Origin of the sequence: Streptomyces sp. NBC_01476 (assembly GCF_036227265.1) — a bacterium.
Taxonomy (GTDB): Bacteria; Actinomycetota; Actinomycetes; order Streptomycetales; family Streptomycetaceae; genus Actinacidiphila.
The window spans coordinates 7,560,274-7,583,937 of record NZ_CP109446.1 but is presented as its reverse complement, the minus strand read 5'-3'; the positions used below and the strand labels follow the sequence as shown (position 1 = coordinate 7,583,937).

The window sequence follows — 23,664 nt, the reverse complement described above, 5'->3', positions numbered from 1 at the left end:
ACCGCCGGGCCGTGACACCGACCGCCGGGCCGGCACAGGGAGCGGAGCGCCGTCACCACGTCGGCTTTAGTTTGCGCAGTGGCGAGAAAAATCGACACGGCGTAGATTAGGAAGCCGGGGCCGGCACCACGGCCGGTGCCCGGAGCGTGAGTGAGGCGAGTTCGATGAAGACGTTCCTGATCACCGGAGTGAGCAGCGGCCTGGGACGGGCCTTCGCCCAGGGGGCCCTCGACGCCGGTCACACCGTGGTCGGCACCGTCCGCAGGCAGGCCGACCTGGCACCGTTCGAGGCGCTCGCGCCCGGGCGGGCGCACGCCCGCCCGCTGGACGTGACCGACGACGAAGCGGTGTCCTCCGTGGTCAAGGAGGTGGAATCCACCGTCGGTCCGATCGACGTGCTGATCGCCAACGCCGGTTACGGCCTGGAGGGCACCTTCGAGGAGACACCGCTGTCGGAAGTCCGCGCCCAGTTCGCGACCAATGTCTTCGGCGCCGCCGCCACCATCCAGGCGGTCCTGCCCGGTATGCGCGAGCGCCGCCGCGGCCACATCCTGGCGGTGACCTCCATGGGGGGTCTGATGGCGGTGCCCGGCATGTCGGCCTACTGCGGCAGCAAGTTCGCCCTGGAGGGCCTGCTCGAAAGCCTCGGCAAGGAGGTGGCCGCCTTCGGTGTCCATGTGACGGCGATCGAGCCGGGGTCCTTCCGCACCGACTGGGCGGGACGCTCCATGACCCGGTCCGCCCGTTCCATCAGTGACTACGACGCCTTGTTCGGGCCCATCCGCGAGGCCCGGCTCAAGGCCAGCGGCAATCAGCTCGGCAACCCCGAGAAGGCCGCTGCCGCCGTCCTGCGGATTCTCGACGTGCCCGAGCCGCCGGCCCACCTGGTCCTCGGCTCCGACGCGCTGCGCCTGATCGCCGCGGGCCGCCAGGCGGTGGATGCCGACATCCGGGAGTGGGAAACTCTCTCCCGCACCACCGACTTCCCCGACGGACACCAGATCGGCGCCAACTGACTGTTCGGCGCCGCCGCCGCTGATGCGCAGAAAGGGTGGGAGCAATGGGAACACCGGCCAGGCCGGCGAGGCGGCGCTCGACGGCCCCGCGCAAGGGGGACCTGCGGGAGCAGGCCATCCTGGACACCACCGAAGTGCTGCTGGGCCGGCTGGGCTTCGAGGCCATGACCATGGCGGACATCGCCGAGGCGGCCGGTCTGTCGCGCGGCGCGCTGTACTTCTACTTCGGCTCCAAGCACGAGGTGCTGACGGCGCTCGTGGCACGCACGGTGGAGGCCCTGCGGCAGAAGTCACGCGCCGCGGCCGCCGATCCGGCCACTCCCCGCGAGGCCATCGAGACGGTGATGCGCCGGACGGAAGCGCTCTGGCTCGACCACGGGCTCGTCATGCGGGCGGCCATCGACCTGTCCTCGTCCGTCCCGGAGGTCGATGCCCTGTGGACCGGGACGGCGGAGATCTTCATCAGTGCCATCGCCGACATCCTGGAACGGGCCGGCGTCCCTTCCGACGACGGCCCGGAGTCGGCCCCGGCGATGGCACAGGCCATCTGCTGGATGATCGAGCGCACTTTCTACCGGGCGTCGAGCGTCTCCGCCCAGGAACTCGAACGGGCCGGCGCCACCTGCCAGTTGATCTGGCTGCGCGCCGCCCGACTCGGCCACCTCGACCAGTGAGCCGGCGCGGCGGGGGCCCTGTCCCCCCCGCCGGGCCGGAGGCCGGTCGGACCCGCCGCGCCACCGAGTCGTTCCGCGCCGCGCCGCACCGCACCGGCCTCGCACACCGGGGAAGTCGATCGATCGGCAATTCGCTTTGCTAACCCATGGCCACCGCTTGAATACTCAGGGCAATGTCCCTAAACTGCTCGGCGGCGTTCATTCCATTTCAGCACAGCCCTTGCAACGAAAAGGAATTCCCTCCGTGAGGTTGCCCGCCCACGGAGGCGCCAAACCGGGTCCGCCCCGCGCCGTGAGTGTGTCCAGCTCCCGCGTACAAGGCGATGCCCTCTGACGACGCAGGCACCTGTGGATTGGTGAAGCCCACACCGCACACCCGGGAATTCCACCGAACAACCTTAGCCCTGGGGGGAGTCCACGCCGACGTTGACACGCCGGAAAGCAACGGACCCGATGGTTCCGCCGACCGCGAAGGGCACAGCCTTGCCGCCGTGCACCGACCGGTCCCCTTCTCACGCCGGCTGATCCACCAGAAGAGAAGAGCACGACCAGGCCGACCCATCTTCTTTTCTCTGAAATATGCCAGACGCATATCCTGGACGCCTTCGATCGCATCTCCACAGCGCACCCTAACGATTTCCTATTGTCATCACATGATTGCGAGGGAGCCGAAATTGGCTGCTCGGTCACTGGTAACGCGACAACCCAATGAGCGCCTGCAGATGCTCATCAACGAGGCGGGCTGCTCGAACGTCGGGTTGGCGCGGCGGGTCAATATGGAAGGCACCAACCGCGGACTCGACCTGCGGTACGACAAGACGTCGGTGAGCCGCTGGCTTCGGGGCCAGCAGCCGCGGGGCCTGACACCGGTGATCATCGCCGAGGTACTGAGCCAGAAACTCCGGCGCGCTGTGTCCATCGACGAGATCGGTATGACGAACAACCGGGAGCGGGAGACGTCGGGGACCGGCCTCACCTTCGCCCCGGCGCTCTCCGACGCCATCGACGAGGTGACGAAACTGTGGCGCAGCGATGCCAACCGGCGCAATCTGCACTCGGGTTCGCGGCTCGGGATCAGCACCCTGCTGGAACCCAGCCGCGACTGGCTCATCACCGAACCTGATGCCGGCGCCGAGCACAGCGGGGGGAGCCGGGTGGAACCCGCGGACATCGATCTGCTGAGCCGGGCCACCGAGCGCATCGCCGAACTGGACCACCGCTTCGGCAGCGGCCATGTCCGCCCGATCGCCGTGCACTACCTGGACAGCGTCGTCTCCGTTCTGCTCGAAGGCTCTTACGAGGGGGAGATCGGTTCCCAACTGTGCACCACAGCCGCCCGGTTGACGGAGCTGACCGGCTATATGGCAGTGGACGACGGGAAGACCGGCCTCGCCCAGCGCTACTACATCCAGGCGCTGCGCCTGGCTCAGGCGGCCGGTGACCGCGCTTTCGGCGGCTATGTGCTGGCCGCGGGGATGAGCCATCTGGCGGCGTCGCTCGGTTATCCGCGGGAGGTCACCCAACTCGCCCGCGCCGCACGGGAAGGAACCCGCGGCCAGGCCGGCCTCAGGACCCAGGCTTGCCTGTACGCGGCGGAGGCACGCGGATACGCGCTGGTCGGAGATGAACGGGCGTGCACGGTCGCCATGGGCAAGGCGACCGACGCCCTTGAACGGGCCGATCCCGACGGAGAACCCGACTGGATCACGCACTTCGACCGGGCGTATCTCGCCGACGAACTGGCGCACTGCTGCCTCGACCTGCACCAGCCGAAGTCCGCACTCCGCCATGCGCAGGAGGCGCTCGCCGGGCACCCCGAGCACCGGGTCCGCCGGCGGGCGATCGACTTGATGGTGCTGGCCACCGCCCAGATCGAGATCCGGGATGTCGACGAGGCGTGCGACACGGCGGGGCAGGCACTGCATCTGCTGGCCCGTCTGCGGTCGAAACTCGGGATCAGATATCTGAGCGACTTCCGGTCACGGCTGCGGCCGTTCGGGCGGGAGCCGTCGGTCCGCGACTTCGAGGCGCGGCTGCACGACGACGCCGGCCGCGCTGTCATCTGCCGCTCCGAGGACCAGCCGGCCTGAGCACCAACAGGCCCCGGACGGCCGCGGCACGGGGGTCCGCGGCACGGGCGGCCGGTGCGCCGGCCGCCCCCATCGCCGGGCGTTCCGCGCCCGGCGTTCCTGTCACAGCGGGATGTTCCCGTGCTTGCGCGGCATCCTGGTGACCCGCTTGGAGCGCAGCATCCGCAGGGCGTTCGCGATGTGCAGCCGGGTCTCCCGCGGCCGGATCACGGCGTCGATGTAGCCGTGCTCGGCGGCGACATACGGGTTGCAGAGGGCGTGTTCGTACTCCGTCCGCAGCTTCTCCCGCTCCGCGACCGGGTCCGCCGCGTGCCGCAGGGTGTCCCTGTGCAGCACGGTGACCGCGCTTTCGCTGCCCATGACGGCGATCTCCGCCGTGGGCCAGGCGAGATTGACATCGGTGCCCAGATGCTTGGACCCCATCACCCCGTAACCGCCCCCGTACGCCTTGCGCGTGACGACCGTGACCATCGGGACGGTGGCTTCGGCGTAGGCGTAGATCAGTTTGGCGCCGCGCCGGATGATGCCGGCCCGCTCCTGGTCGACGCCCGGCAGGAAGCCGGGTACGTCCACGAACGTCAGCACGGGGATGTGGAAGGCGTCGCACGTACGGATGAACCGGGCCGCCTTCTCACTGGCGTCGATGTCCAGCGCGCCGGCCGCGTACAGCGGCTGGTTGGCCACGACGCCCACGCTGCTGCCCTCGATCCGGCCGAAGCCGCAGATGATGTTGGGCGCGAACAGCGGCTGTACGTCGAGCAGTTCACCGTCGTCGAGGACGGCGGTCACCACGCCGCGCATGTCGTAGGGCTGCCGGGGGTCGTCGGGGATGACGCCGTCCAGGGCGGGCTCCACCGCCTGGGCTCCGTAGAGGCCGTCGGGGTAGGAGGGCGGGTCCTCCATGTTGTTCGAGGGCAGATAACCCAGCAGCGCCCGGGCGTAGTCGAAGGCGTCCTCCTCGCTGTGCGCCAGGTAGTGCGCGGCGCCGGAGACCGTGTTGTGGCCCTCCGCCCCGCCCAGTTCCTCCTGGCTCACCGACTGGCCGGTGATCACCCGCAGGACCTCGGGACCGGTGACGAACATGTGGGAGATGCCGTCGACCATGACGACGAAGTCGGTGATGGCGGGGGCGTAGACCGCGCCGCCGGCGCAGGGGCCCATCATCAGCGAGATCTGCGGGATGACGCCGGACGCCTGCACATGGCGCCGGACGATCTCCGCGTACAGGGCGAGCGATTCCACGCCCTCCTGGATGCGCGCGCCACCCGAGTCGTTCAGGCCCACCACGGGGCAGCCGGTGCGCAGCGCGAGGTCCATCACCTTGACGATCTTCTGCCCGTACATCTCGCCGAGGCTGCCGCCGAAGACCGTGAAGTCCTGGGCGAAGACGAAGACCCGCCGCTTGTCCACGGTGCCGTATCCGGTGATCACCCCGTCACCGAGCGGGCGGCGTTCCTGCATCCCGAAGTCGTGGCAGCGGTGGCGGACCATGGCGTCCAGTTCCACGAACGAGTCGGCGTCCAGGAACGCGGTGACGCGCTCCCGGGCGGTCAGCTTCCCCTTGGCGTGCTGCCGGTCGAAGGCTCCGGCGGTGAAGGGCGCGATCAGCGCCTCCTGCCGCCGTTCGAACTCCATCAGCCGCTCGCCCGTGGTCCACCACGGCACGCTCATGAGCGCCCTCGCAGCGCGCTGAGCACCGAGGGCCAGGCAAGGTGCAGCTCCCGCTGCCAGTTGGGCCAGGTGTGCGTCCCCGACAGGTGGAGGTCGACGGTCACGTCCACCCCCGCCGCGCGCAGCGCCTGGGCGAACTTCTGGGTGGGCACGTAGGTCGGTGCCTCCAGCAGCCCTGCCTCCGGCGGGGAGTCCACATCCAGCGGCCCCGGCATTCCGGTCGCGGCGGAGAGATAGACCTGGACGCCGCGGAACCGGTTCAGCAGCTGGGCCGGGTTGTGTGCCTCCCAGTTGTCCCGGTTCTTCTTCGGGTCGCCCCACAGCAGGAGCGGGTTCACTCCTTCGCGCAGACAGGTGAGAGTGATCCCGGCCCGCAGGCCCGGGTCGTCGAGGTCGACGACGCCGCTGAAGGAGCCGGCGAAGACGTACTCCCCGGGATGCCGGGCGGCGTAGTCCAGGGCGCCGAGTCCCCCCTCGGACAGGCCGATCACGGCGCGCCGGTCACCGGCCCCGAACGCGTCACTCATGAGCTGCGGCAGTTCCTCGGTGTGGAAGGTCTCCCACTGCGGACCGCCGGCACGGCCGTCGTTCCACCAGTTGGTGTAGAAACCGGCGCGTCCGCCGTCCGGCGTGACGACGAGGGCGTCCGTGGTCGCGGCGAGTTGCTCGATGTCGGTCTCCCGCGTCCAGGAGGTGTAGTTGTCGCTGGCCCCCTGGAGCAGGTACACCGTCGGGTAGGTGCGTCCCGAGTGCGGGGACCAGCCCGCAGGAGTGATCACCCGCACCGGCATCGTCGCCCCCATGGCCGGGGAGCGGATACCGAGATCGACGATGCGGGGGCCCAGTTGGGCGACTCCCGCGATGTACGCTCCGTCGGCGGCGCGGGCCCCGCTGACCGCCGGTCCCAGGCCCGCTGTTCCGCTGCTCGCGACCGCCCCGGGAGCCGAGGCCGCCAGCAGGCCCAGGAGAGCCGATGCCGCGCCGATGCCGCGGCCGATCGCGCGGCTCTTGCCGTGGCGCAGCCGGATACGTCGTTGGAGGGGTGTCCTTGGGGATGCCACGGTGTCTTCCTTGTGTCGGATGCGGTGTGCTCGCGAGGTCAGCCGTCGTTCACAGCGGTACGGAGGTGGCGGGCGATGACGTCCACGTGCGGGGGGTCGATGAGCGAGAGGTGGTCGCCCGGCACCGGCACCACTTCCAGCCGGGGACACAGCGGTGCCCAGCCGAGGTCGGCGTCGTCCCGCAGATAGCGGGGGTCGATGGCGGTGGTGAGCACCTGGGCCAGTTGCGCGCGGTAGAGCACCACGGGGTCCGGGTACGGGCGGGGCCGGTAGCGTTCCCCGATGCGGGCGTCGACGTACGAGGTGCGCTGGTGTTCCAGCACTCCCGGGCTCATGTCCAGCCCGGCGGCGACATGACGCATCAGCGTGTCGATCTGCTCCTGCTCGCCCATGCGTGCCATCTCCGCGTACGGCAGCCGCAGTTGCCGGCCGTAGGCGGTCTGCACGTACTCCGCGAAGCGGGCGAACCGCTCGATCAGCAGGTCCTCCGGCGGCGGACCGGGCAGCGCGGCGGGGAGGATCGTGTCGATCAGCCCGAGGTAGCCGACGGTCTCGCCGCGTTCCCGCAGCCGGCAGGCGGTCTCGTACGCCAGGCAGCCGCCGAAGGACCAGCCGAGCAGGTGGTACGGGCCTTCGGCCTGCACCTTGCGGATGACCGTGAGGTAGTGCTCGGCCTTCTCCTCCACCGTGCCCAGCGACTCCATCCGGTCGAGCCCGAGGACCGGCCGGCCGGGCGGCAGCAGACCCGCCAGCGGCTGGTAGACGCTGGTGGACCCGCCCGCGGGGTGGAAGACGAAGAGGGGGGGCCGGTCGGCCCGCAGGCCGGGGTCGCGCAGCACCCGCGGGGCCGAGCCGTCCGTCCCGCCCTCCAGCACCGGCCGGACGAGGTCGGCGACAGCCGAGACCGTCGGGTGCCGCCTGATCTGCTCCACGGTGGGCGAGGAGCGGTGGCCGCCGAGCCGCTCGCGGATGCCCGCCGCGAACGCGGTGGACAGCTCGGCGTTCTCCCGTACCTCGGGAAGTTCGGCGCGGACACCGTCCGGGTCCTGCCCCGACAGCTTGGCCCAGACCCCCGCCACCAGGCGTTCGGCGGCGTCCCTGGGCTGCACCGTCACCGGGACCGCAGGGGCCGGCCGGCCCGGGTCGTCCACGGGGGCCGCCGCGTCGTCCGGCGGGGCGGGCCGGTCCGCGGTCACGGTGTCGTGTGCCGCCGTGGTGCCGTCCACCGTGCCGTCCACCGGGGCCCGCTCGTCCGCCGGGTCCGAAGCGTCCGCCGGGGCCGCGCTGTCCGGGTCGAGCGCCGACAGCAGCGCGGCCACCACCTCGTCCAGGCTGCCGCCACGCAGCAGCAGGGTCTCCGGCAGCGTGATCCCGAAGTCCTGGGTGACGGCGTTGCGGATGCGTACGGCCATGAGCGAGTCAAGGCCGAGTTCGGTGAGCGGCGCCGAGGGGTCGATCTCCTGCTCGGCGAACCCCATCACCGCGGCCATCCGCGACGCGAGCCGCTGCCGTACCGCCGCCGGGTCCGACGACGCGGCCCCGCCCGGCCCGGGAGCGCCCCCGCCGGTCTCCTGCCGCTGGTCGTCCAGAAGACCGGCGAAGAAGGGGACCAGTTCGATGCCCGGGAACGCTCCGGCGACCCGCCGCGGGTCGAGCCGGACCACACCGGTGCAGGTCCGGCCGCCCGCGATGATCAGCTGGAGGGCGTCGAGCCCGTCGTCGAGGGTGATGGGGTCGAGTGCCAGCAGAGCGGTGTCCGGGGCGCCCCCGACCCCGCTCCACGGGCCCCAGGCGATGGACTGCCCGGCCGCGCCCCGAGCGCGCCGCCGGTGTACGAGGGAGTCGAGCCAGGCGTTGGCCGCGGCATAGGCGGCCTGTCCCGGGGAGCCGAGCAGGGCGGCGGCGGAGCTGAACACCAGCCACCAGTCGGGATCGTGGCCGGCCGTGGCCTCGTCCAGCAGACGGCCGCCGTCGACCTTGGGCCGGAACACCTGGTCCAGGTCCTGCGCGGTGAGTCCGTCGACGAGGCCGTCGCGCAGCACACCCGCGGCGTGGGCGACCCCGGCCAGCGTGTGCCCGCGCCGCAGCGCGGCGGCGACCAGGCGGTCGGCGGTGCCGGGTTCGGCGATGTCGCCGAGCACGACGTCGACCTCGGTGCCCAGCGCCCGTACGTGATCCAGCACCGCTTCCGCTTGCCCGTTCGGCGGGCGGCGTCCGTTCAGCACCAGGCGGCCCGCGCCGTGCTCGGCGAGCCGGCGTGCGGTGGCCAGGCCGAGGCCGCCGAGCCCGCCGGTGACGATGTACGCGCCGTCGGCGCGGGCGAACGGCACGTCCGCACTTCCCGCACCGGGGTCCACCCGGGACAGCCGTGCGGTGCGCCGCGTGCCCGCCCGCCAGGCGACGTGGTCGGCGCCGTCGTTGCCGAGCAGTTCACTGACGAGGTCGTCCGCCGCACCCGGTGACGGGTCGACATCGATCAGGCAGGGCCGCAGTTCCGGGTGTTCCAGGGCGAGCACCCGCAGCAGCCCGCGCAGCGCGCCCCCGTCGGGGTCGCCCTCCTCCTCGGCGCTGACCGGTGCGGCGCCTTCGGTGACCAGGAACAGCCGCGGGGAGCCGCTGTACCCGCCGGTCTTCGCGGCAGCGGTCAGCCGCTGCACCACGTCGGCTGCGGAGAGGATCTGCTCACGGGCGCCGAGCCGGCCCGCCGGTCCCGCGCACAGCACCACGGCCGCGGTCTGCGCCGCGTCGCCGAGGTTCGCCCGCCAGGCGGCCACCACCTGACCGCGGGTCTGCGAGTCGCCGCGGGCGGTGGAGACCCGGGCACCCGCCCGGGTCAGCGCGTCGTGCAGGGCGGTGGCGACACCGGTGCCGCTGCCCTGATCCGCCGGTGTCCCGGGCGCCTGGGCGGTGGCGGAAGGAGGCGGGCTCTGCGGTGTCGGCGGGGTCAGCAGCAGCCAGTCCGTCGGGGCGTCCTTCCGGCGCGCGGGACGCGGTCCTTGCTCCCAGACGGTGTCGTACGCCTGGTCGCCCAGCGGCAGCGGGAGCTCCCGCGCCTGGGGGACCCGCAGGACCACACCGTCGGCTTCGAGCAGGACGGCCCCGTCCGCGTTCTCCAGCCGGACCGACCAGCTCGGCGTCTCTCCTGCCGGTGCGGTGTCCGGCCGCACCCGGCAGCGCCCGGCGGGCCCGGCGGGCCGGCGGGCCCGCAGCACGCCGACGGTCACCGGCATGGCGCCGGCGGGGACGCCCGGGGCCGTGGACCGGTCGCCACGGGTTTCTCCGGCGTCTCGGGTGTCTCCGGTGTCTCCGGTGCTGCCGGTTTCCAGGCTCCGGGCCGCCACCTCCGGTGCGCGCAGGCAGGCGTCGAGCAGCGCGGGAGGGAACCGCCAGGGGGTGGACACGCCGTCCGGCTGGAGCGACGGGGGTACGGGGACGGTGATGCCGTCGCCGAGCGGCCCGGCGGGCTCCTCCCGGGCCCCCCTGCGGCGGACCTCGACGGTGGCGTCGGCCCGGCGCGTCCAGGTGCCGGCGGCCGACCGGGTATGGATGCCGGCCGTCACCCGGCCGGGGCCGGCCGGATCCAGCTGGGTGATCACCGGCGTGGAGCCGGCCAGTGGGAGCAGCCGGTTCAGTGTGAGGTCGCGGACGACGATGTCCTCGACCGGTGCGCCGAAGAGCTCGGCCGCCGCGGAGAGCACCAGTTCGGCGCAGACGGCCAGCGGCAGCACGGGTACGCCGTCCACGCGCTGGTCCACCTGGCACCAGCCGTCGGTGCCCACGTCGCCCTGCCAGAGCACGCGGCCCGTACCGGGGATGCCGACCCGGGTGCCCAGCAGCGGGTGTCCCACGCGGGTGGTGCGGGCACGGGGTTTGCTCTCCACCCAGTGCCGGGTGTGCCGCCACACCGGGGCGGGCAGCGATGTCCTGCCACCGGCCGGCCACAGCAGGTCGGGGCGCCGCTGGGCGCCGGCGAGGTGCAGTGCGGCGAGCGTGGTCCGCAGCGCGATCGGCTCGTCGCTGTCGCGCAGCAGGGTGGGCAGCACGTGGAACGTGCCGTCCACGATTTTGTCGAGGGTCTCGCGGGTGGGCAGGGCGGCGACCGGATGCGGTGAGATCTCCAGGAAGCTGCGGTGGCCGTCCTCGGCGGCGGCTGCCACGGCCTGCCGGAAGCGCACCGGACGGCGGGCGTTGGCACACCAGTAGTCGGCGTCGGCCCGCGGCGGGTGGCGCGGGTCGTCGTGCACCGTTCCGTACCAGGTGGTCCGTGCTTCCCGGGAGACGATGCCGGCGAGCGCGGACCGCAGGTCGGGGAGCACCGCGTCCACCGCCTCGGAGTGCCCGGCGCCGCCGACGTCCAGCATCCGGGCCGGGAGCTGCTGGGCGGTCAGTTCCGCGACCAGCCCTTCGACGGCTCCGAGGGGGCCGGCCACGGTGCAGCGCAGCGGGGAGGCGTCCACCGCGATACCGACGTCGCGGTGGCGTCCCAGCACCTCGTCCCGGTCCGCCAGGCCCATCTCCACCGCTGCCATCGCCCCGGCCCGCCGCGCGTCGACCGCGCCGAGGAGGGCCGAGCGGCGCAGTACGACGCGGAGCCCGTCGACGGGTCCGAGCGCTCCGGCCACCACCGCGGCGGCGACCTCGCCCACGGAGTGTCCGATGACGGCCGCGGGCTCGACGCCGTGGGCCCGCCAGGTCGCGGCGAGGGCGAGCTGGAGTCCGAAGAGCACCGGCTGGACCTGGGCGACGGCGGTCAGCGGCACCCCGTGGGAGAGCAGCCGGCTGAGGGGGCTGCCGGTCTCGTCGGCGAAGAGGGGGTCGAGTTCGTGGACCGCTGCGGCGAAGGTGCTGTCCTCGTGGAGGAGCGTGCGGCCCATGCCCGCCCACTGGCTGCCATGGCCGGAGAAGACGAACACCGGTCCCGCGCCGGGCGGTTCGGCCGTCTCGGGGGTCGCCAGCGGACCCACCACCCCCTTCGCCGCCCGGCGCAGTCCCAGCGCCCGCAGCCCGGCGACCAGGTCCGCCCGGTCCCTCCCGACCACCGCGGCGGACATCGCGCCGTACCGGCTGCTGCCGAGGGTGAACGCGATGTCCGCCAGGGGCACCTGCGAACCGACCGGGCCGGTGAGCCAGTCGGCGTACCCGCCGGCGGTGTCCGCCAGCCGCTCCGCCGAGCGCTCGGAGAGCACCAGGATCTGCGGTACGGGTGTGCCGCGTACCGACGACAGCGCGGGCGCGGTGTCCGCTTCCGGTGCCTCCGGTGGCGCCGGCCGCGTCCACTGTTCGAGGACGGCGTGGGCGTTGGTGCCGCCGAAGCCGAACGCCGAGACGCCGGCCCGTACCGGCCGCCCGTCGCGGTCCGGCCAGGAAACCGCCGTGTCCACCACACGCAGCCGGCCGCCGGCGAAGTCGATGTGCGGGTTCGGGGTCGTGAAGTGCAAGGTGGCGGGGATCCGCCCGTGGTGGAGGGAGAGCACGGTCTTGATCAGGCCGGTGATCCCGGCGGCGCCCTCCAGGTGGCCGAGGTTGCTCTTCACCGAGCCGATCAGCAGCGGCCGGTCGGCGGGGCGGTCCGCGGCCAGTACCGCGCTCAGCGCTCCCGCCTCGATCGGATCGCCGAGCAGGGTGCCGGTGCCGTGCGTCTCCACGTAGTCCAGTTCGCCCGGCGCGGTCCGCGCGTCCTGGAGTGCGGACCGCAGCAGTTCCTGCTGGGCGACGGGGTTCGGCGCCACCATCCCGGCCGAGCGGCCGTCGGAGTTCACCGCGGTGCCGCTGATCACGGCGAGCACCGGGTGGCCTTCCCGCACCGCGTCCGCGAGCCGCTTCAGCACCACGACGCCGCAGCCCTCGCCCCGGACGATGCCCCCGGCGGCGGCGTCGAACGGCTTGCACCTGCCGTCGGGGGCCAGCACGCCCGCCTCGCCGAAGCTCGCGGTGAGCATGGGCGAGAGCAGCACGTTGACGCCGGCCACCAGCGCCGTGTCGCACTCCGCCGACCGCAGGCCGCGGACCGCCTGATGGAGTGCCACCAGGGAAGAGGAGCAGGCGGTGTCGACGGTGAGGCTCGGACCGCGCAGGTCGAAGGCGTACGACATCCGGTTCGCCGCGATGCTCCCGGCCGATCCGGTGGCGGTCCACTCGGTGACCGAGCCCAGGTCGGCGGTGGTGAGGAATCCGTACTCCAGCGAGCTCAGGCCGACGTACACCCCGGTCCTGGTGCCCCGCAGGGTGGGTGCGGGCATGCCGGCGTGCTGGAGGGCTTCCCAGGCCACCTCCAGCAGCAACCGCTGCTGCGGGTCCATCAGTTGTGCCTCACGTGGCGTGATGCCGAAGAACTGGGCGTCGAACGCCGCCACGTCGTCCAGGAAGGCTCCCCGGCGGACGGCCTCGGGAAGGGCGGCGGCCGCCTCGACCGTGTCGGCGCCCCAGGTCTCCCAGCGCTCCGCCGGCACCTCGCCGATCGCGTCGCCACCGCGGAGCAGGAAGTCCCAGAAGGCGTCGGGACCGTTGACGCCGCCGGGCAGCCGGCAGCCGACGCCGACCACCGCGACGAGTCCCGGGTCGTCGGTGGGCGCGCCGACCGCGCTGTCCTGCGACGGCTCGGGGACACCTTCGGCGAGCCGCTGCACGAGCGCGGTCAGGCTGGGGGTCTCCCAGAGCAGCGTGGGCGGCAACTGGCTGCCCAGCGCCTCTTCGAGTTCACCGGCGATACCGACCGCGTCGCGCGAGGAGAGTCCGTAGTCGGTCAGCGGGCGGTCCGCCTCGATGTCCTCGGGGGGCATCCCGCACGCCTCCGCCACCAGGCGGCGTACCAGCGCCTGGATCCCGGACGCTCCCCGCGGAGCGTCCGGGTCCTGGGGGCGGCCGTCCGGCGCTGTCATTCCTCGCCTCCGGCCTCGGTCAGGTCGAACTGGGCCCGTCCTGGCCAGTCCCCGGCGAGGTAGCGGGTCCGGCAGGCGCCGCGTGCGACCTTGCCGCTGCTGGTGCGCGGCACGGTGCCGGGGGGCGCCAGCACGAAGTCGTGCAGGGTCGCGCCGTGTCCTGCCGCGATGGCCCGGCGGACCGCGCGGACGATCTCCTCGCGCGCCGGCTCGGGGTCGTCGATCCGGCTGGAGTGCTCCGCGACGACGACGAGACGCTCTCCGCTGCCGACCGTCAGGGAGAACGCCGCCACGTGGTTGGTGCGGATGAACGCGTGCGCTTCCTGGACGGTCGTCTCGATGTCCTGCGGGTAGTGGTTGACGCCGTCGATGATGACCAGGTCCTTGATGCGGCCGGTGACGTAGAGGCAGCCGTCGTACAGGGCGCCGAGGTCTCCGGTGCGCAGCCAGTGGCCGGCGTCCCTGCCGTCGGCCGGGGCGTCGGCCAGTTCGGCGCGGAAGGTGTCCACACTGCGGACCGGGCTGCGCCAGTAGCCGCGGGCCACGTTGGGGCCGCGGACCCAGATCTCCCCCACCGTGCCTTCCGGCAGGGCGTACCCGCCGTCGGGGTCCGCGATGGTGATCTCCTGGCCGACCGGTTCCCCGCAGGAGACGAGTTCTGTGCCGCTGCCGTCCGCCGCGCCCGGATCCGGGTGCAGCTTGCCCTTTTTGAACGACTCCCGGTCGAAGACGGTGACTTCCGGTGCCCGGCGGGCCCGCGAGGTGGAGACGAACACGGTGGCCTCGGCCAACCCGTACGAGGGACGCATGGTCTGGGGACGCAGACCGCAGGGCGCGAACGCCTGCTCGAAGCGGCTGAGGGTGGCGGCCCTGATCGGCTCGCTGCCGTTGATCATCACCGATACGCCGTGCAGCGCGAGATCGGTCCGGGCGGCTTCGGCCACCCGCCGCACGCAGTAGTCGTACGCGAAATTGGGGGCCGCGGTGACCGCGCCGGGATACTCGCCGAGCAACTCCAGCCAGCGCACTGGGTGCTGGATGAAGGCAGCGGGGTCCATGAGCACCGAGTGCACGGCACGCACGACCGGAATGGCGACCGCGAGGACGAGCCCCATGTCGTGGAAGAGCGGGAGCCACGACACCACATGGTTCTCTTCGCGGTCGACACCGAAAGCCTCCACGGACTGCCGCACATTGGCGACGACATTCGCGTGGGTGATTTCGACCCCGGTGGGTGTCCTGGTGGATCCGGAAGTGTATTGGAGATAGGCGCAATCGCTCGGATGCGCCGCGAAGTATTCGTAGCCGTCGGTCTCTCCCGGCGGGTCCTCGCCCGTCTGCGCGGCGTCGACCGCGATGATCCGGTCGGCGCCCGGCAGTCTGCGGGCGGAGCAGAACTCCAGCACCCCGGGCTTCGCCTCGGTCGTGGTGAGGAGGCAGACCGGTGCGGCGTCGACGAGCGCGGAGATGAGCCGTTGGTCATGGCCGGGCAGGTGCGGCGGGAAGAGCGGCACCGCCACGGCTCCGGCGCGCAGTGCCCCCAGGAAACCGACCACGTACGCGGGCCCCTGCGGGGCGACCACCGCCACCCGCTCGCCGGTGCACCCGGCCAGCTGGAGTGTCCTGGCCACGGCGTCCACCCTGCGACCGAGTTCGGCCCATGTCAGCGAGGTGCGGTGGCCCGCCGGATCGGCTGCGAAGTCGACAAAGGTGAAGGCGGGGCTGTCCGGATGTTCTCGCACGGCGCGCGCCAGGTGGCTGATCAAGGTGTCCTCGACGGCTTTCGGCATCCACGCCGTTCTTCGGCCGATGCGGGATACGGGAGCGGTCCCTTTCCATGGGTGAACGGTCATAGTCGCAACTCCGCACTGTGTTACTTCCCCGGCCCGGAAGCAAGCTCCGGGCCGGATGGGCGACGAAAAAGGAGGACGCCGTATTTTCCGCGCCGGAGAATGGCGATCCGGAGTTACCGGAGGCACGCCGAAGACTTCGCCGCGTACGCAGCGCCGGCGCCGGAAAAGTCGATCGCGCCCCGGGAACATAACAGGCCGGGGGCCCAAGAATCCATTCTGCGCGTTTTTCAGCCGCAGTTCAGGGAGCACCGGGGGGTCATGGCGTCGTCACAAAGAGGTGGTACATCCTAGCCCAAAGATTTTCGCTCCCCCCTTCAAGGCTAATACGACTAATTATCCCCACCTTGATTTTCCGTCCCCCTCGATGATTTGCTGTCCACATCCAAACCGGCGGGCCGCCCACCTCTCCCGGAGGAGTTACGACCAGGTGGTCCGTCCCCCGGCCGCATGGCCGACGGGAAGGTTTTCCAGCCACCGACGTCGTTGGGCAAGCTCCTCCACGGAGGGACATGGATCCACCAGTCGGTGTCAATCCAGGCATCGACTGGTGCGGCCCGCAAAGGCCAAAGGGAGTATTCACATGCGCGCTCCGCGCAGAATCTCAGCCATGCTCGGCACCGCGGCAGCTGTCGCGGGACTGTCCCTCGTCCCGACGACCGCGCACGCCGTCCAGCTCGTGGGGTGCAGCGAGAACGCACTCGTCGCCGCGGTCAACGCGGCGAACACCATCGGCGGCGACGATCTGGTGCTCTCCCCGTTCTGCACCTACACGCTCACATCGGCGCACGGCACCGGTGCCAACGGCCCGTCGGGGCTGCCGGTCATCACCACTCCGATCACCCTCAGCGGAGTCGGCACCGAGATCGTCCGCGCTCCTGGTGCGCCCGCCTTCCGCATCATCGAGGTCGACGGAGCCGCGAGTGTTCCCGCGGCCGGCGGTGCGCTCACCCTGACCGCGGTGACCCTCCGGGGCGGTCAGACGCCGGCCGGCGGCTCGGGCGGCGGCATCGCCAACTTCGGCGGGACCGTGTCGCTCAACTCCAGCACCCTGCGCGAGAACACCGCCGACACCGGTGGCGGTCTCTCCAACACCGCCGGCGCGGTCACCCTGGTGGGCAGCACCGTGGTCGGCAACACCGCGGTCACCCCCGGCGGCGGTGGCGGCATCCGGGACAACTCCGGCACGGTGACCCTGCTGGGCTCGCTGGTGCGGGGCAACTCCCCCGACAACTGCTCCCCGGTGGGAAGTGTGCCCTTCTGCGGCATCTGACCATCGCCCACCGGCTCCGTACGCACTGTCCGGAACCCACACCGACGGCACAGGAGGTATCCCATGATCGACTGTCCCCAACCGGGCCCGGCCAAGGGGAGGTTCCGCGTGACGGTCCTGCGCACCGACCTCGTCGGACCCAGTGCGGTGCGCTTCGGAGCCAGGCCGGCCGTCGCGGCGACGGCGGCCCCACCAACGGCCGGCGGCGTCCCTCCGCCGGTTCGGGGAAGGTGCCGACCACCGCCATGAGTGCGCCCTTCGGCGCGCACTCGGCGGCGCCGACGGTGGTCACCGACAGCCGGGCTGCACGGTCCCGGCCGAGCCGCCGGTCCGACGGACATGACGTCCTCGGTCCGGCGGGCTCCTGTCGACAGGTACCCGGCCCGTGGGCGCTCTGCCCACGGGCCGCCCCCAGAGCTGGGGGATGCGAGAGATCCCCCTGACACGGGCTCCGGCCGCGAGACCTCCCACGCGGCCGGAGCCCGCTCATCGCGTCCGGACCCTTTATCTCAAGCGCGGGCAAAAACGACGGACGGCACACCGCAAACGGCTCCAATTCACCCGAACGGCCGACCCCAGAAAGGGTCTGGCAGTCGTTATCGACACATGAATGAATTCTGTGCGACGGCGGTGCCGAAACCCTCCTCCGAGTCGGCCGGATACTGGCTCGGCGGATGGATTTTCATCCCGGCCTCCCTCGGGTCCGCCGCAGCCCCGCACCACGCGTACCTGGAACGCGACGGCGAGCGGATCCCCGTTCCGCACTGTTCACTGGATCTGGCACAGTTCGCAGAAGCCATGAAACGTATCGAGACGAAATTTTCCCAGCACTACGGCGAGCGCGGGACGCCCGTGTGACGGAACACCCCAGTCTCTGACGACGCTCGCCCACGGCCGGTCCGGACCGTCATCCCCGACCACCCACCGGCCTTCATTCCAGTGAAGGACACCCGTCTCGTATGCAAGAGACCTATCCCGACCAGATTATCGAGAACTTCGACACGACCCAGCCGTCCTTCTTCGACGAATGGCGCGACCTTGAGGTCACCGACCAGCACGAAGGTCTCACCGACCATTTCCGTACCGTAGGTCGGCACTGGACGTCGGATATCAGCGAGGACCGGCCGTTCCGGCGGCACCGGCACCGGCACCGGAAGGTGCAGCCGAAGGTGGTCCGGAAGGTCCCCCCGAAGCCCGAGCGGCGCCGGGCGAGCCGCGAGGAGAAGCTGAGCTTCGCCATGGGGGCGGCCACGCTCGTCATCATGGCGGTGGTCTGTGCGCTCGGCGGGAGGGTGACCCACGATCCGCTGCGAAGGCTGGCCGGGGCGGACGCACCCCGCCAGTTGGCGGACTGGTGGCCGCTCCTGGTCTACGGGCCGTGGACGGTTGCCTCCTTGTCCATCCTGCGGGCCGCTCTCCACCAGCGCCGCGCCCCGCACTCCTGGTGCGTGGTACTGATGTTCTCCATGTTCGCGATGGCGTTCTGCATCGACCAGGCGCCCCGCACGATCACCGGCGCGACCGTGGCAAGCCTTCCCACCATCGCGACGGTCTCCTGCTTCCACCAGCTGGTCCGCCAGATCACCCTCACCCGGCCGCCGCGGCGCGGTGGCGCCGGCCGTCGCGGCCCACTGTGAGCTCCCTGTGAGCGCACGGTGAGTCCGAGGTGTCTCCCCGGTCCGATGACGTCTTCCCCCTCGGCCTCGAAGGGGACTCGAAAAGGAACTCGCCCGGCCGATCGGCCGACCGGCACGATCGCCGCCGCCAGGACATCGCGCAGCGGCGTCGGCGGTCGGCCGATCAGCCGGGCGAGCTCCGGTTCGACCCGGCTGAACCCGCCCTGCCGGTCAGCGCGGGGGTCACGCCGTCGAAGGTCTCCTCGGCGAGGGTGATCGCGGCCGCCTCGGCCAGGTCGGCGTGGGCGGTCCAGGAGACCGGTCCGTCCTGCGGCGGGGCGAGTTCGCCCGTCTCCAGGGCGGCGCCCACCAGCATCACCGCTAGGGACGCGTGGAAGCCGTTGCGCAGCCAGGTGTACGCCATGCCGGCGTGGAGATCCTCCGCACATCCGCCGCATCGCCGAGGCCGGCCGGCTGCGCGTCGGGCGAGGAACGCGCTGGCGACCTGGTCCGGGCCGCAGGGTCTGGCACCAGCGTTACCCTGATCGGCATGCCCGAGGACCGCCGTGACCTGACGCTCTCGGTCCTCGCCCGTGAGGCGGTCATCGCCGCGATCACCACGGACACCCCGGCCGCGGCGGCTCCCGGACCGGTCGGCGCCGCGGTCGCGCTGGGCGCCGTCCTGCCGCGGACCACCGCCCTGAGCGGCCGGGAGCGGGCCTCATGGAGGAGTGGCTCGACCGCATCATCACCCGGACCGGGCACCCGGCACCCGGCGGGCAGCAGCGACGAAGGAGCCGTATGAAGTTCGGGATCTCCACCTTCATCACCGATCTGAGCATCCGGCCCGCCCCGCTCGGGCGGGCTCTCGAAGAGCGCGGATTCGACTCCGTGTTCATCGCGGAGCACAGCCACATCCCGGCCGCGCGCCAGTCGCCCTATCCCAGCGGCGGCGAACTGCCGGACAGGTACTACCGCACCCTGGATCCCTTCGTGGCGCTGACCGCGGTCGCCACGGTCACCGAGCGGCTGCTGGTGGGCACCGGCGTCGCCCTGATCTCGCAGCGCGACCCGATCCACACCGCGAAGGAGGTCGCCTCACTCGACCTGATCTCCGGGGGGCGGGCCCTCTTCGGTGTCGGTGTGGGCTGGAACCGGGAGGAGATGGCGAACCACGGCACCGACTTCACCACCAGGGGCCGGCTGGTCAACGAGCGGCTGCGGGCGATCACCGCGTTGTGGACCGAGGAGAAGGCCGAGTTCCACGGCGAGTTCGTCGACTTCGACCCCGTCTACGCCTGGCCCAAGCCGGTGCGCAAACCGCACCCGCCGATCTTCGTCGGCGGCGGCAGGCGCGCCTTTCCCCGGGTCGCCGAGTTCGGCGACGCCTGGCTCGCCAACTCCGTGCCGCCCGAGGCGCTGGGACCGCAGATCGAGGAGCTACGGGCCGTGGCGGGCCGGGACATCCCGGTGACGGTCTTCGCCGCGCCCGCCGAGCCCGGCGCGATCGAGGGCTACGCGGCACTCGGCGTCGAGCGTGTACTGCTCTACCTGCCGTCCGACCCCGAGCAGGAGGCGCTGGCGCATCTCGACCGGTTCGCCGGGATCGCGGCCCGCTTCCGCTGAGGCCCGGCCCGCCGGCGTCCGGGCCTTCCGGTGTCCTACGGCCCCCGTGGGGCGGTCGCCGGACCGTATGCACGGGGGGGACGGCCCCCTCCCGGGCGGGTTCGTGGTGATTCTCGTCACCGGCCGGACCGGGCGGCCGGAGATCCACCGGGCCGGCCCGGTCGCCGGTGACGTTCGCCGGGCCGGGCCGGCGCGACCGCCGCCGAATCGCCCCGAACCGGAACAGACCCAGGTCATCGCGGGCACGGCACCGCGACACCGTACGAAGGCACAGCCGGCCGGCAGTCCATGACCGGTCGGCGGGGCAGGGAATCGCCGCGCCGCCGCGGGCGGCGCCCGGCGCGAATCGGAGGGCGCCTCCGAAAATCCGTCCCGGACAATCGAGGCATACAGCATTCCGCTGCCTCACATCGGCCAAACCATGGCCGATCACCCTGGAGGGGCCTGTGCCTGCCTATGTCTTCCCCCCGGCCGTGGTGGCCGGGGAGCACGCCGTGGACACCGTCGACATCCTCGCGGAGGTGAAGGCCCGCCATCCGCAGGCGCCTTGGCTCTCCCGGATCGACGGAATCGCCGCCTCCACCGGGATCACGACCCGCCGGTGGATGCGCAGCCTGGAGGAGGCGGCCGCCCCGGCCGTCTCGGGTCTCCGGGTGCCGGACGAGCCCCTCGCCCGCGACGCGCTGGCCGCCGACGGGTTCGCCGACGGCGACGTCGACCGGATCGTGGCCGCGCTGGACGCCATCCCGGCGCCCCGCACGATCGAGGAGCGCAACGCACCCGCGTGGGAGGCGGTGCAGGAGTACGGCGAGCGGGCGGCCCGTCAGGCCCTGGCCACGGCCGGTCTGGAGCCGGCCGATGTGGACTGCCTGATCACCAGCCACTCCACCACCCCCGCCCTGCCCGGTCTGGACGTGGCCCTCGCCAACCGGCTGCCGCTGCGGGGCGACGTGCTGCTGCTTCCGGCGAGCCAGTGGGCCTGTATCGCCGGCACCCGCTCGCTGGCGCTGGCCGCCGATCTGGTGGCCGCCGACCCGGGCCGGAAGGTGCTGGTGGTCATATCGGAGGCGCTGAGCACCACCTACCAGTCGGGCGACCACACCCTGGAGTCCCTGATCACCCGGCTGCTCTTCGCGGACACCGCGGTCGCCGCGGTGGTGACGGGCAGCCCGGCGGACGGAGCGTGCCTGCGGCTGGACGCCGCCTGGCACCACACCCTGCCGGACACCATGGGCCTGCACCGGCTGGAGACCCGCCACGACGGCGTGCACTTCCTGATGGACCGGTCCGGGCCGCGGGCCGTGCAGCGCACCGTCCTGGCGATGTGGGAGTGGCTGCGCGGCCGGCACTCCGACCTGGGCTGGCACCCCGATCTGCTGCTGGCGCACCCCGGAGGGACCCGGGTGCTGGAGTACATGCAGCAGACCATGCCCGAGGGCTGGCCCGCCGGACTGCTGGAGCACAGCTGGGACAGCTACGGCACGGGCAACCGCGGCGGCGCCGCCGTGTTCGACATCCTGGAGCGCGCCCACCGCTCCGGCCAGAAGCCCGGTGCCCGCACCGTCCTGTACGCGGCGGCGCCCGGCCTGACCGCGACCGCCCTGGAAGGGGAGTGGCTGTAAGCTCCGCGAACCCCGGCTAGCCTGCGCCGTGGCTGTGTCTTGCACGCGTCCTGCCCGCCTCCTGCCTCGCCCGGCGTGCTTCGCCGCCGGCGCCCCGTCAGGCGGTCAGCTCGGCCCAGACGGTCTTCCCGCCGTCGTCGTTCCAGCGGACCCCCCACCGGTCGGCGACCGCGTGCACGACGAGCAGACCGCGTCCGTGCTCGTCCAGCGGATCGGCCCGGTGCTGCCACGGCCGGCCGTTGCCGGGATCGCTGACCTCGCACACGACGCTGCGGCTGCCGGTGCGGATCAGCCGCAGGGTGATCTCCCCCGCGCCGTGGCGCAGGGCATTGGTGACCAGTTCGCCCACCACGAGCGTGGCGTCGTAGGTCCGCTCGTGCAGCCCCCAGCGCCGCAGCCGGACGGCCGCGAGCGACCGTGCGCGGGGGACGATCCGTGGGTCGCCCACCGGCAGGGACACCGTGGCGACGTCCCCGCGGGGCCTGCCGACCATGCGCGCGATCATCAGCGTCACGTCGTCGCGCAGCCCGTGCCGGTGCGGGTCCAGTGCGCCGACCGTACGGGAGACCGCCTCCTTGAGGTCGTCGCCGGGGCGTATGCGTGCCAGCGCCCGCGACAGCGTGCCGATGCCCTCCTCGATCGACGCCGAGGTGCTCTCGACCAGCCCGTCGGTGTAGAGCGCCACCAGTGATCCGGGCTCCGCACCGAACTCCGTGGTCTCGAAGGGCTCATCGGAGACGAACGCGGTGCCGAGCCCCGGGTGGGCGCGCGGGGTGATGATCTCCACCCGGCCGCCGGGGTGCACGAGAACCGGGGGCAGGTGGCCGGCGCTGCTCATGGTGCAGCGGTTCTCCACGGGGTCGTAGCAGACGATGCAGCAGGTGCTGTTCAGCGCGCTGTAGCCGGCCGCGAGCCCCGTCTCGGAGTCGTCCAGGAGGGTCACCGTCTCGTCCAGCCGGGCCAGGACCTCGTCCGGCGGCAGGCCGGCCGACAGATGGGCCCGCGCTTCCATGCTGAGCTGGCCCATGGCCGCCGCCGCGCCGAGGCCGTGTCCGACGACGTCGCCGACCACCAGGGCGGTACGCCCGCCGGGCAGCGGAAAGCTGGAAACCCAGTCGCCGCCCACCCCCGCGCTGTCGGGGGTGGTGGGCTCGTAGGCGCTGGCGATCTCGATCGTGCTGGTCGGCGACGGCGGCAGCAGCCGTTGCTGGAGCGCGATGACCTGGGCGTGCTCGCGCTCGTGCCGGCGGGCGTTGTCGACGTGCCCGGCCGTTCTGGAGACCAGTTCCTGCATGTCGATCAGGTCTTCGCCGAAAGGCCCCAGCGGCCCGTCCGGGCGCCGCCACACCTCCGCGACGCCCAGCACGATCGGGGCCTCCCCGTCCGGCCCCTCCACGATCAGCGGAACGCCGGCCATGCACAGCGGCCCCTCCATGGGCACCAGGGCCCTCAGCAGCCTGGGGTCCCCGCCCAGCGCCCGCTCGATCGCGGCCCGGTCCGGCAGTACGACGGTGCCCTGGACGTCGTGGGCCTCCGTGTCCTGACCCAGGAACACGCGGGCCCGCTGGGGAAGGTCCTCGCCCGGTGTGAGGAAGCCGTCGGGCCAGGACCGCTCGGGGGCGAGGGCGGCGCGCCGCAGCCGGGTACGGTCCTCGACCTGCTCCCCCGTCCAGACGTTGTAGTCGAGCGAGACCGCCACGACGTCGCCCCAGGGCAGCAGCGAGGCGGCCAGCGCCCGGGCGGTCTCCCCGACGTCGAGGGTGGTGCCGATGGACGAGGCGGCGGCGTAGAGGTGGAAGCGCCGGGCCATGTCGATGAACGAGATGGTCAGGCCGTCGTCCGGCGGCGGGGACGGCAGAATGCTCAGCGAGACGATCAGTTCAGAGCCGTCCGGCTTGGGGATCCGCTGGACACGGGCCACATGGGGGTCGCGGGTCTCCACCACGCGCCGCAGCCGGCGGGTGACCGCCGGCACGTCGCTCGGCGGGAGCAGGTCCACGAAGGGTTCTCCCGGGACGGCGGTCAACCCGTCGAAGCACCGCGGGCCCAGATTGGAACTGACGATCCGCAGGTCGCGGTCGACCGTGATCGCGCCCAGGATCTGCTCCTTGTCCTTGGGCTCGACCGGCTTCTCCCCATCGCTGTGGCCGCTGTTCGCGGGGCGGCACGGCTGTGCACGTGACTGTGTGCCGGGCCTCGGGGTCAGACCCGCGAGCGCCTGGCTGACCACGTTCAAGTCGAGATCGGGGGTGTCGCCCGGCGGAAGGTAAGAGTCCATACGGTGCTC

15 protein-coding genes are annotated in these 23,664 nt (G+C 72.3%); 9 read left to right on the top strand and 6 right to left on the bottom strand.

The annotated features are described in order from the left end of the window. Positions 1-164: 164 nt before the first annotated feature. From OG552_RS32960 to OG552_RS32950, 3 genes are all read left to right on the top strand, one after another. Positions 165-1,016: an oxidoreductase gene (locus OG552_RS32960; RefSeq protein WP_329139264.1), complete on the top strand. Its 852-nt coding sequence runs from the start codon at positions 165-167 to the stop codon at positions 1,014-1,016. A gap of 44 nt (positions 1,017-1,060) precedes the next feature. After that, the gene (locus tag OG552_RS32955) at positions 1,061-1,690 is read left to right on the top strand and encodes a TetR/AcrR family transcriptional regulator (protein ID WP_329139262.1); all 630 of its coding nucleotides are present in this window, start codon (positions 1,061-1,063) and stop codon (positions 1,688-1,690) included. Positions 1,691-2,364: 674 nt separating this feature from the next. Next, positions 2,365-3,780, top strand: coding sequence for a transcriptional regulator (locus OG552_RS32950; RefSeq protein WP_329139260.1), 1,416 nt, complete (start codon positions 2,365-2,367; stop codon positions 3,778-3,780). 102 nt (positions 3,781-3,882) lie between these two features. Here the strand turns inward: OG552_RS32950 and OG552_RS32945 are convergent, their stop codons facing one another. The 4 genes from OG552_RS32945 to OG552_RS32930 are packed head-to-tail and all read right to left on the bottom strand — an operon-like array spanning position 3,883 to position 15,180. After that, a complete protein-coding gene (locus OG552_RS32945) occupies positions 3,883-5,451 on the bottom strand; it encodes an acyl-CoA carboxylase subunit beta (RefSeq protein WP_329139258.1) in 1,569 nt (522 codons plus the stop codon). Continuing rightward, positions 5,448-6,512, bottom strand: coding sequence for an alpha/beta hydrolase (locus OG552_RS32940; protein ID WP_329139256.1), 1,065 nt, complete (start codon positions 6,510-6,512; stop codon positions 5,448-5,450). The genes OG552_RS32945 and OG552_RS32940 overlap by 4 nt, the downstream gene beginning before the upstream one ends. Positions 6,513-6,550: 38 nt before the next feature. Then, positions 6,551-13,390 carry an SDR family NAD(P)-dependent oxidoreductase gene (locus tag OG552_RS32935; RefSeq protein WP_329139254.1) on the bottom strand — a complete coding sequence of 2,280 codons (6,840 nt, stop codon included), beginning with the start codon at positions 13,388-13,390 and terminating at the stop codon, positions 6,551-6,553. Beyond that, entirely contained in the window at positions 13,387-15,180 is a 1,794-nt protein-coding gene (locus OG552_RS32930) for a fatty acyl-AMP ligase (RefSeq protein WP_329139252.1), read from the bottom strand. Before OG552_RS32930 ends, OG552_RS32935 begins: the two co-directional genes overlap by 4 nt. A 670-nt stretch (positions 15,181-15,850) precedes the next feature. Here OG552_RS32930 and OG552_RS32925 point away from each other — a divergent pair. The 3 genes from OG552_RS32925 (at position 15,851) to OG552_RS32915 (ending at position 18,150) form a co-directional block, all read left to right on the top strand. Further along, complete coding sequence (locus OG552_RS32925) at positions 15,851-16,513, top strand: hypothetical protein (RefSeq protein WP_329139250.1); 663 nt, start codon at positions 15,851-15,853, stop codon at positions 16,511-16,513. Positions 16,514-17,119: 606 nt separating this feature from the next. Next, positions 17,120-17,371: a hypothetical protein gene (locus OG552_RS32920; RefSeq protein ID WP_329139248.1), complete on the top strand. Its 252-nt coding sequence runs from the start codon at positions 17,120-17,122 to the stop codon at positions 17,369-17,371. A gap of 101 nt (positions 17,372-17,472) precedes the next feature. After that, positions 17,473-18,150: a DUF2637 domain-containing protein gene (locus tag OG552_RS32915; RefSeq protein ID WP_329139246.1), complete on the top strand. Its 678-nt coding sequence runs from the start codon at positions 17,473-17,475 to the stop codon at positions 18,148-18,150. 163 nt (positions 18,151-18,313) lie between these two features. Here the strand turns inward: OG552_RS32915 and OG552_RS32910 are convergent, their stop codons facing one another. Further along, the gene (locus OG552_RS32910) at positions 18,314-18,553 is read right to left on the bottom strand and encodes a hypothetical protein (RefSeq protein WP_329139244.1); all 240 of its coding nucleotides are present in this window, start codon (positions 18,551-18,553) and stop codon (positions 18,314-18,316) included. A 126-nt stretch (positions 18,554-18,679) separates the two neighbouring features. Between OG552_RS32910 and OG552_RS32905 the strand changes: the two genes are divergently transcribed. The 3 genes from OG552_RS32905 to OG552_RS32895 all read left to right on the top strand — a co-directional run bounded on the left by OG552_RS32905 (position 18,680) and on the right by OG552_RS32895 (position 21,377). Next, complete coding sequence (locus OG552_RS32905) at positions 18,680-18,934, top strand: hypothetical protein (RefSeq protein WP_329139242.1); 255 nt, start codon at positions 18,680-18,682, stop codon at positions 18,932-18,934. Next, positions 18,931-19,755: an LLM class F420-dependent oxidoreductase gene (locus OG552_RS32900; RefSeq protein ID WP_329139240.1), complete on the top strand. Its 825-nt coding sequence runs from the start codon at positions 18,931-18,933 to the stop codon at positions 19,753-19,755. Before OG552_RS32905 ends, OG552_RS32900 begins: the two co-directional genes overlap by 4 nt. 446 nt (positions 19,756-20,201) lie before the next feature. Next, a complete protein-coding gene (locus OG552_RS32895; protein WP_329139238.1) occupies positions 20,202-21,377 on the top strand; it encodes a type III polyketide synthase in 1,176 nt (391 codons plus the stop codon). 97 nt (positions 21,378-21,474) lie between these two features. Here OG552_RS32895 and OG552_RS32890 read toward each other — a convergent pair whose 3' ends face one another. Continuing rightward, on the bottom strand, positions 21,475-23,655 hold the full coding sequence (locus OG552_RS32890) for an ATP-binding SpoIIE family protein phosphatase (RefSeq protein ID WP_329139236.1): 2,181 nt from the start codon (positions 23,653-23,655) through the stop codon (positions 21,475-21,477). Between the last annotated feature and the right edge of the window lie 9 nt (positions 23,656-23,664).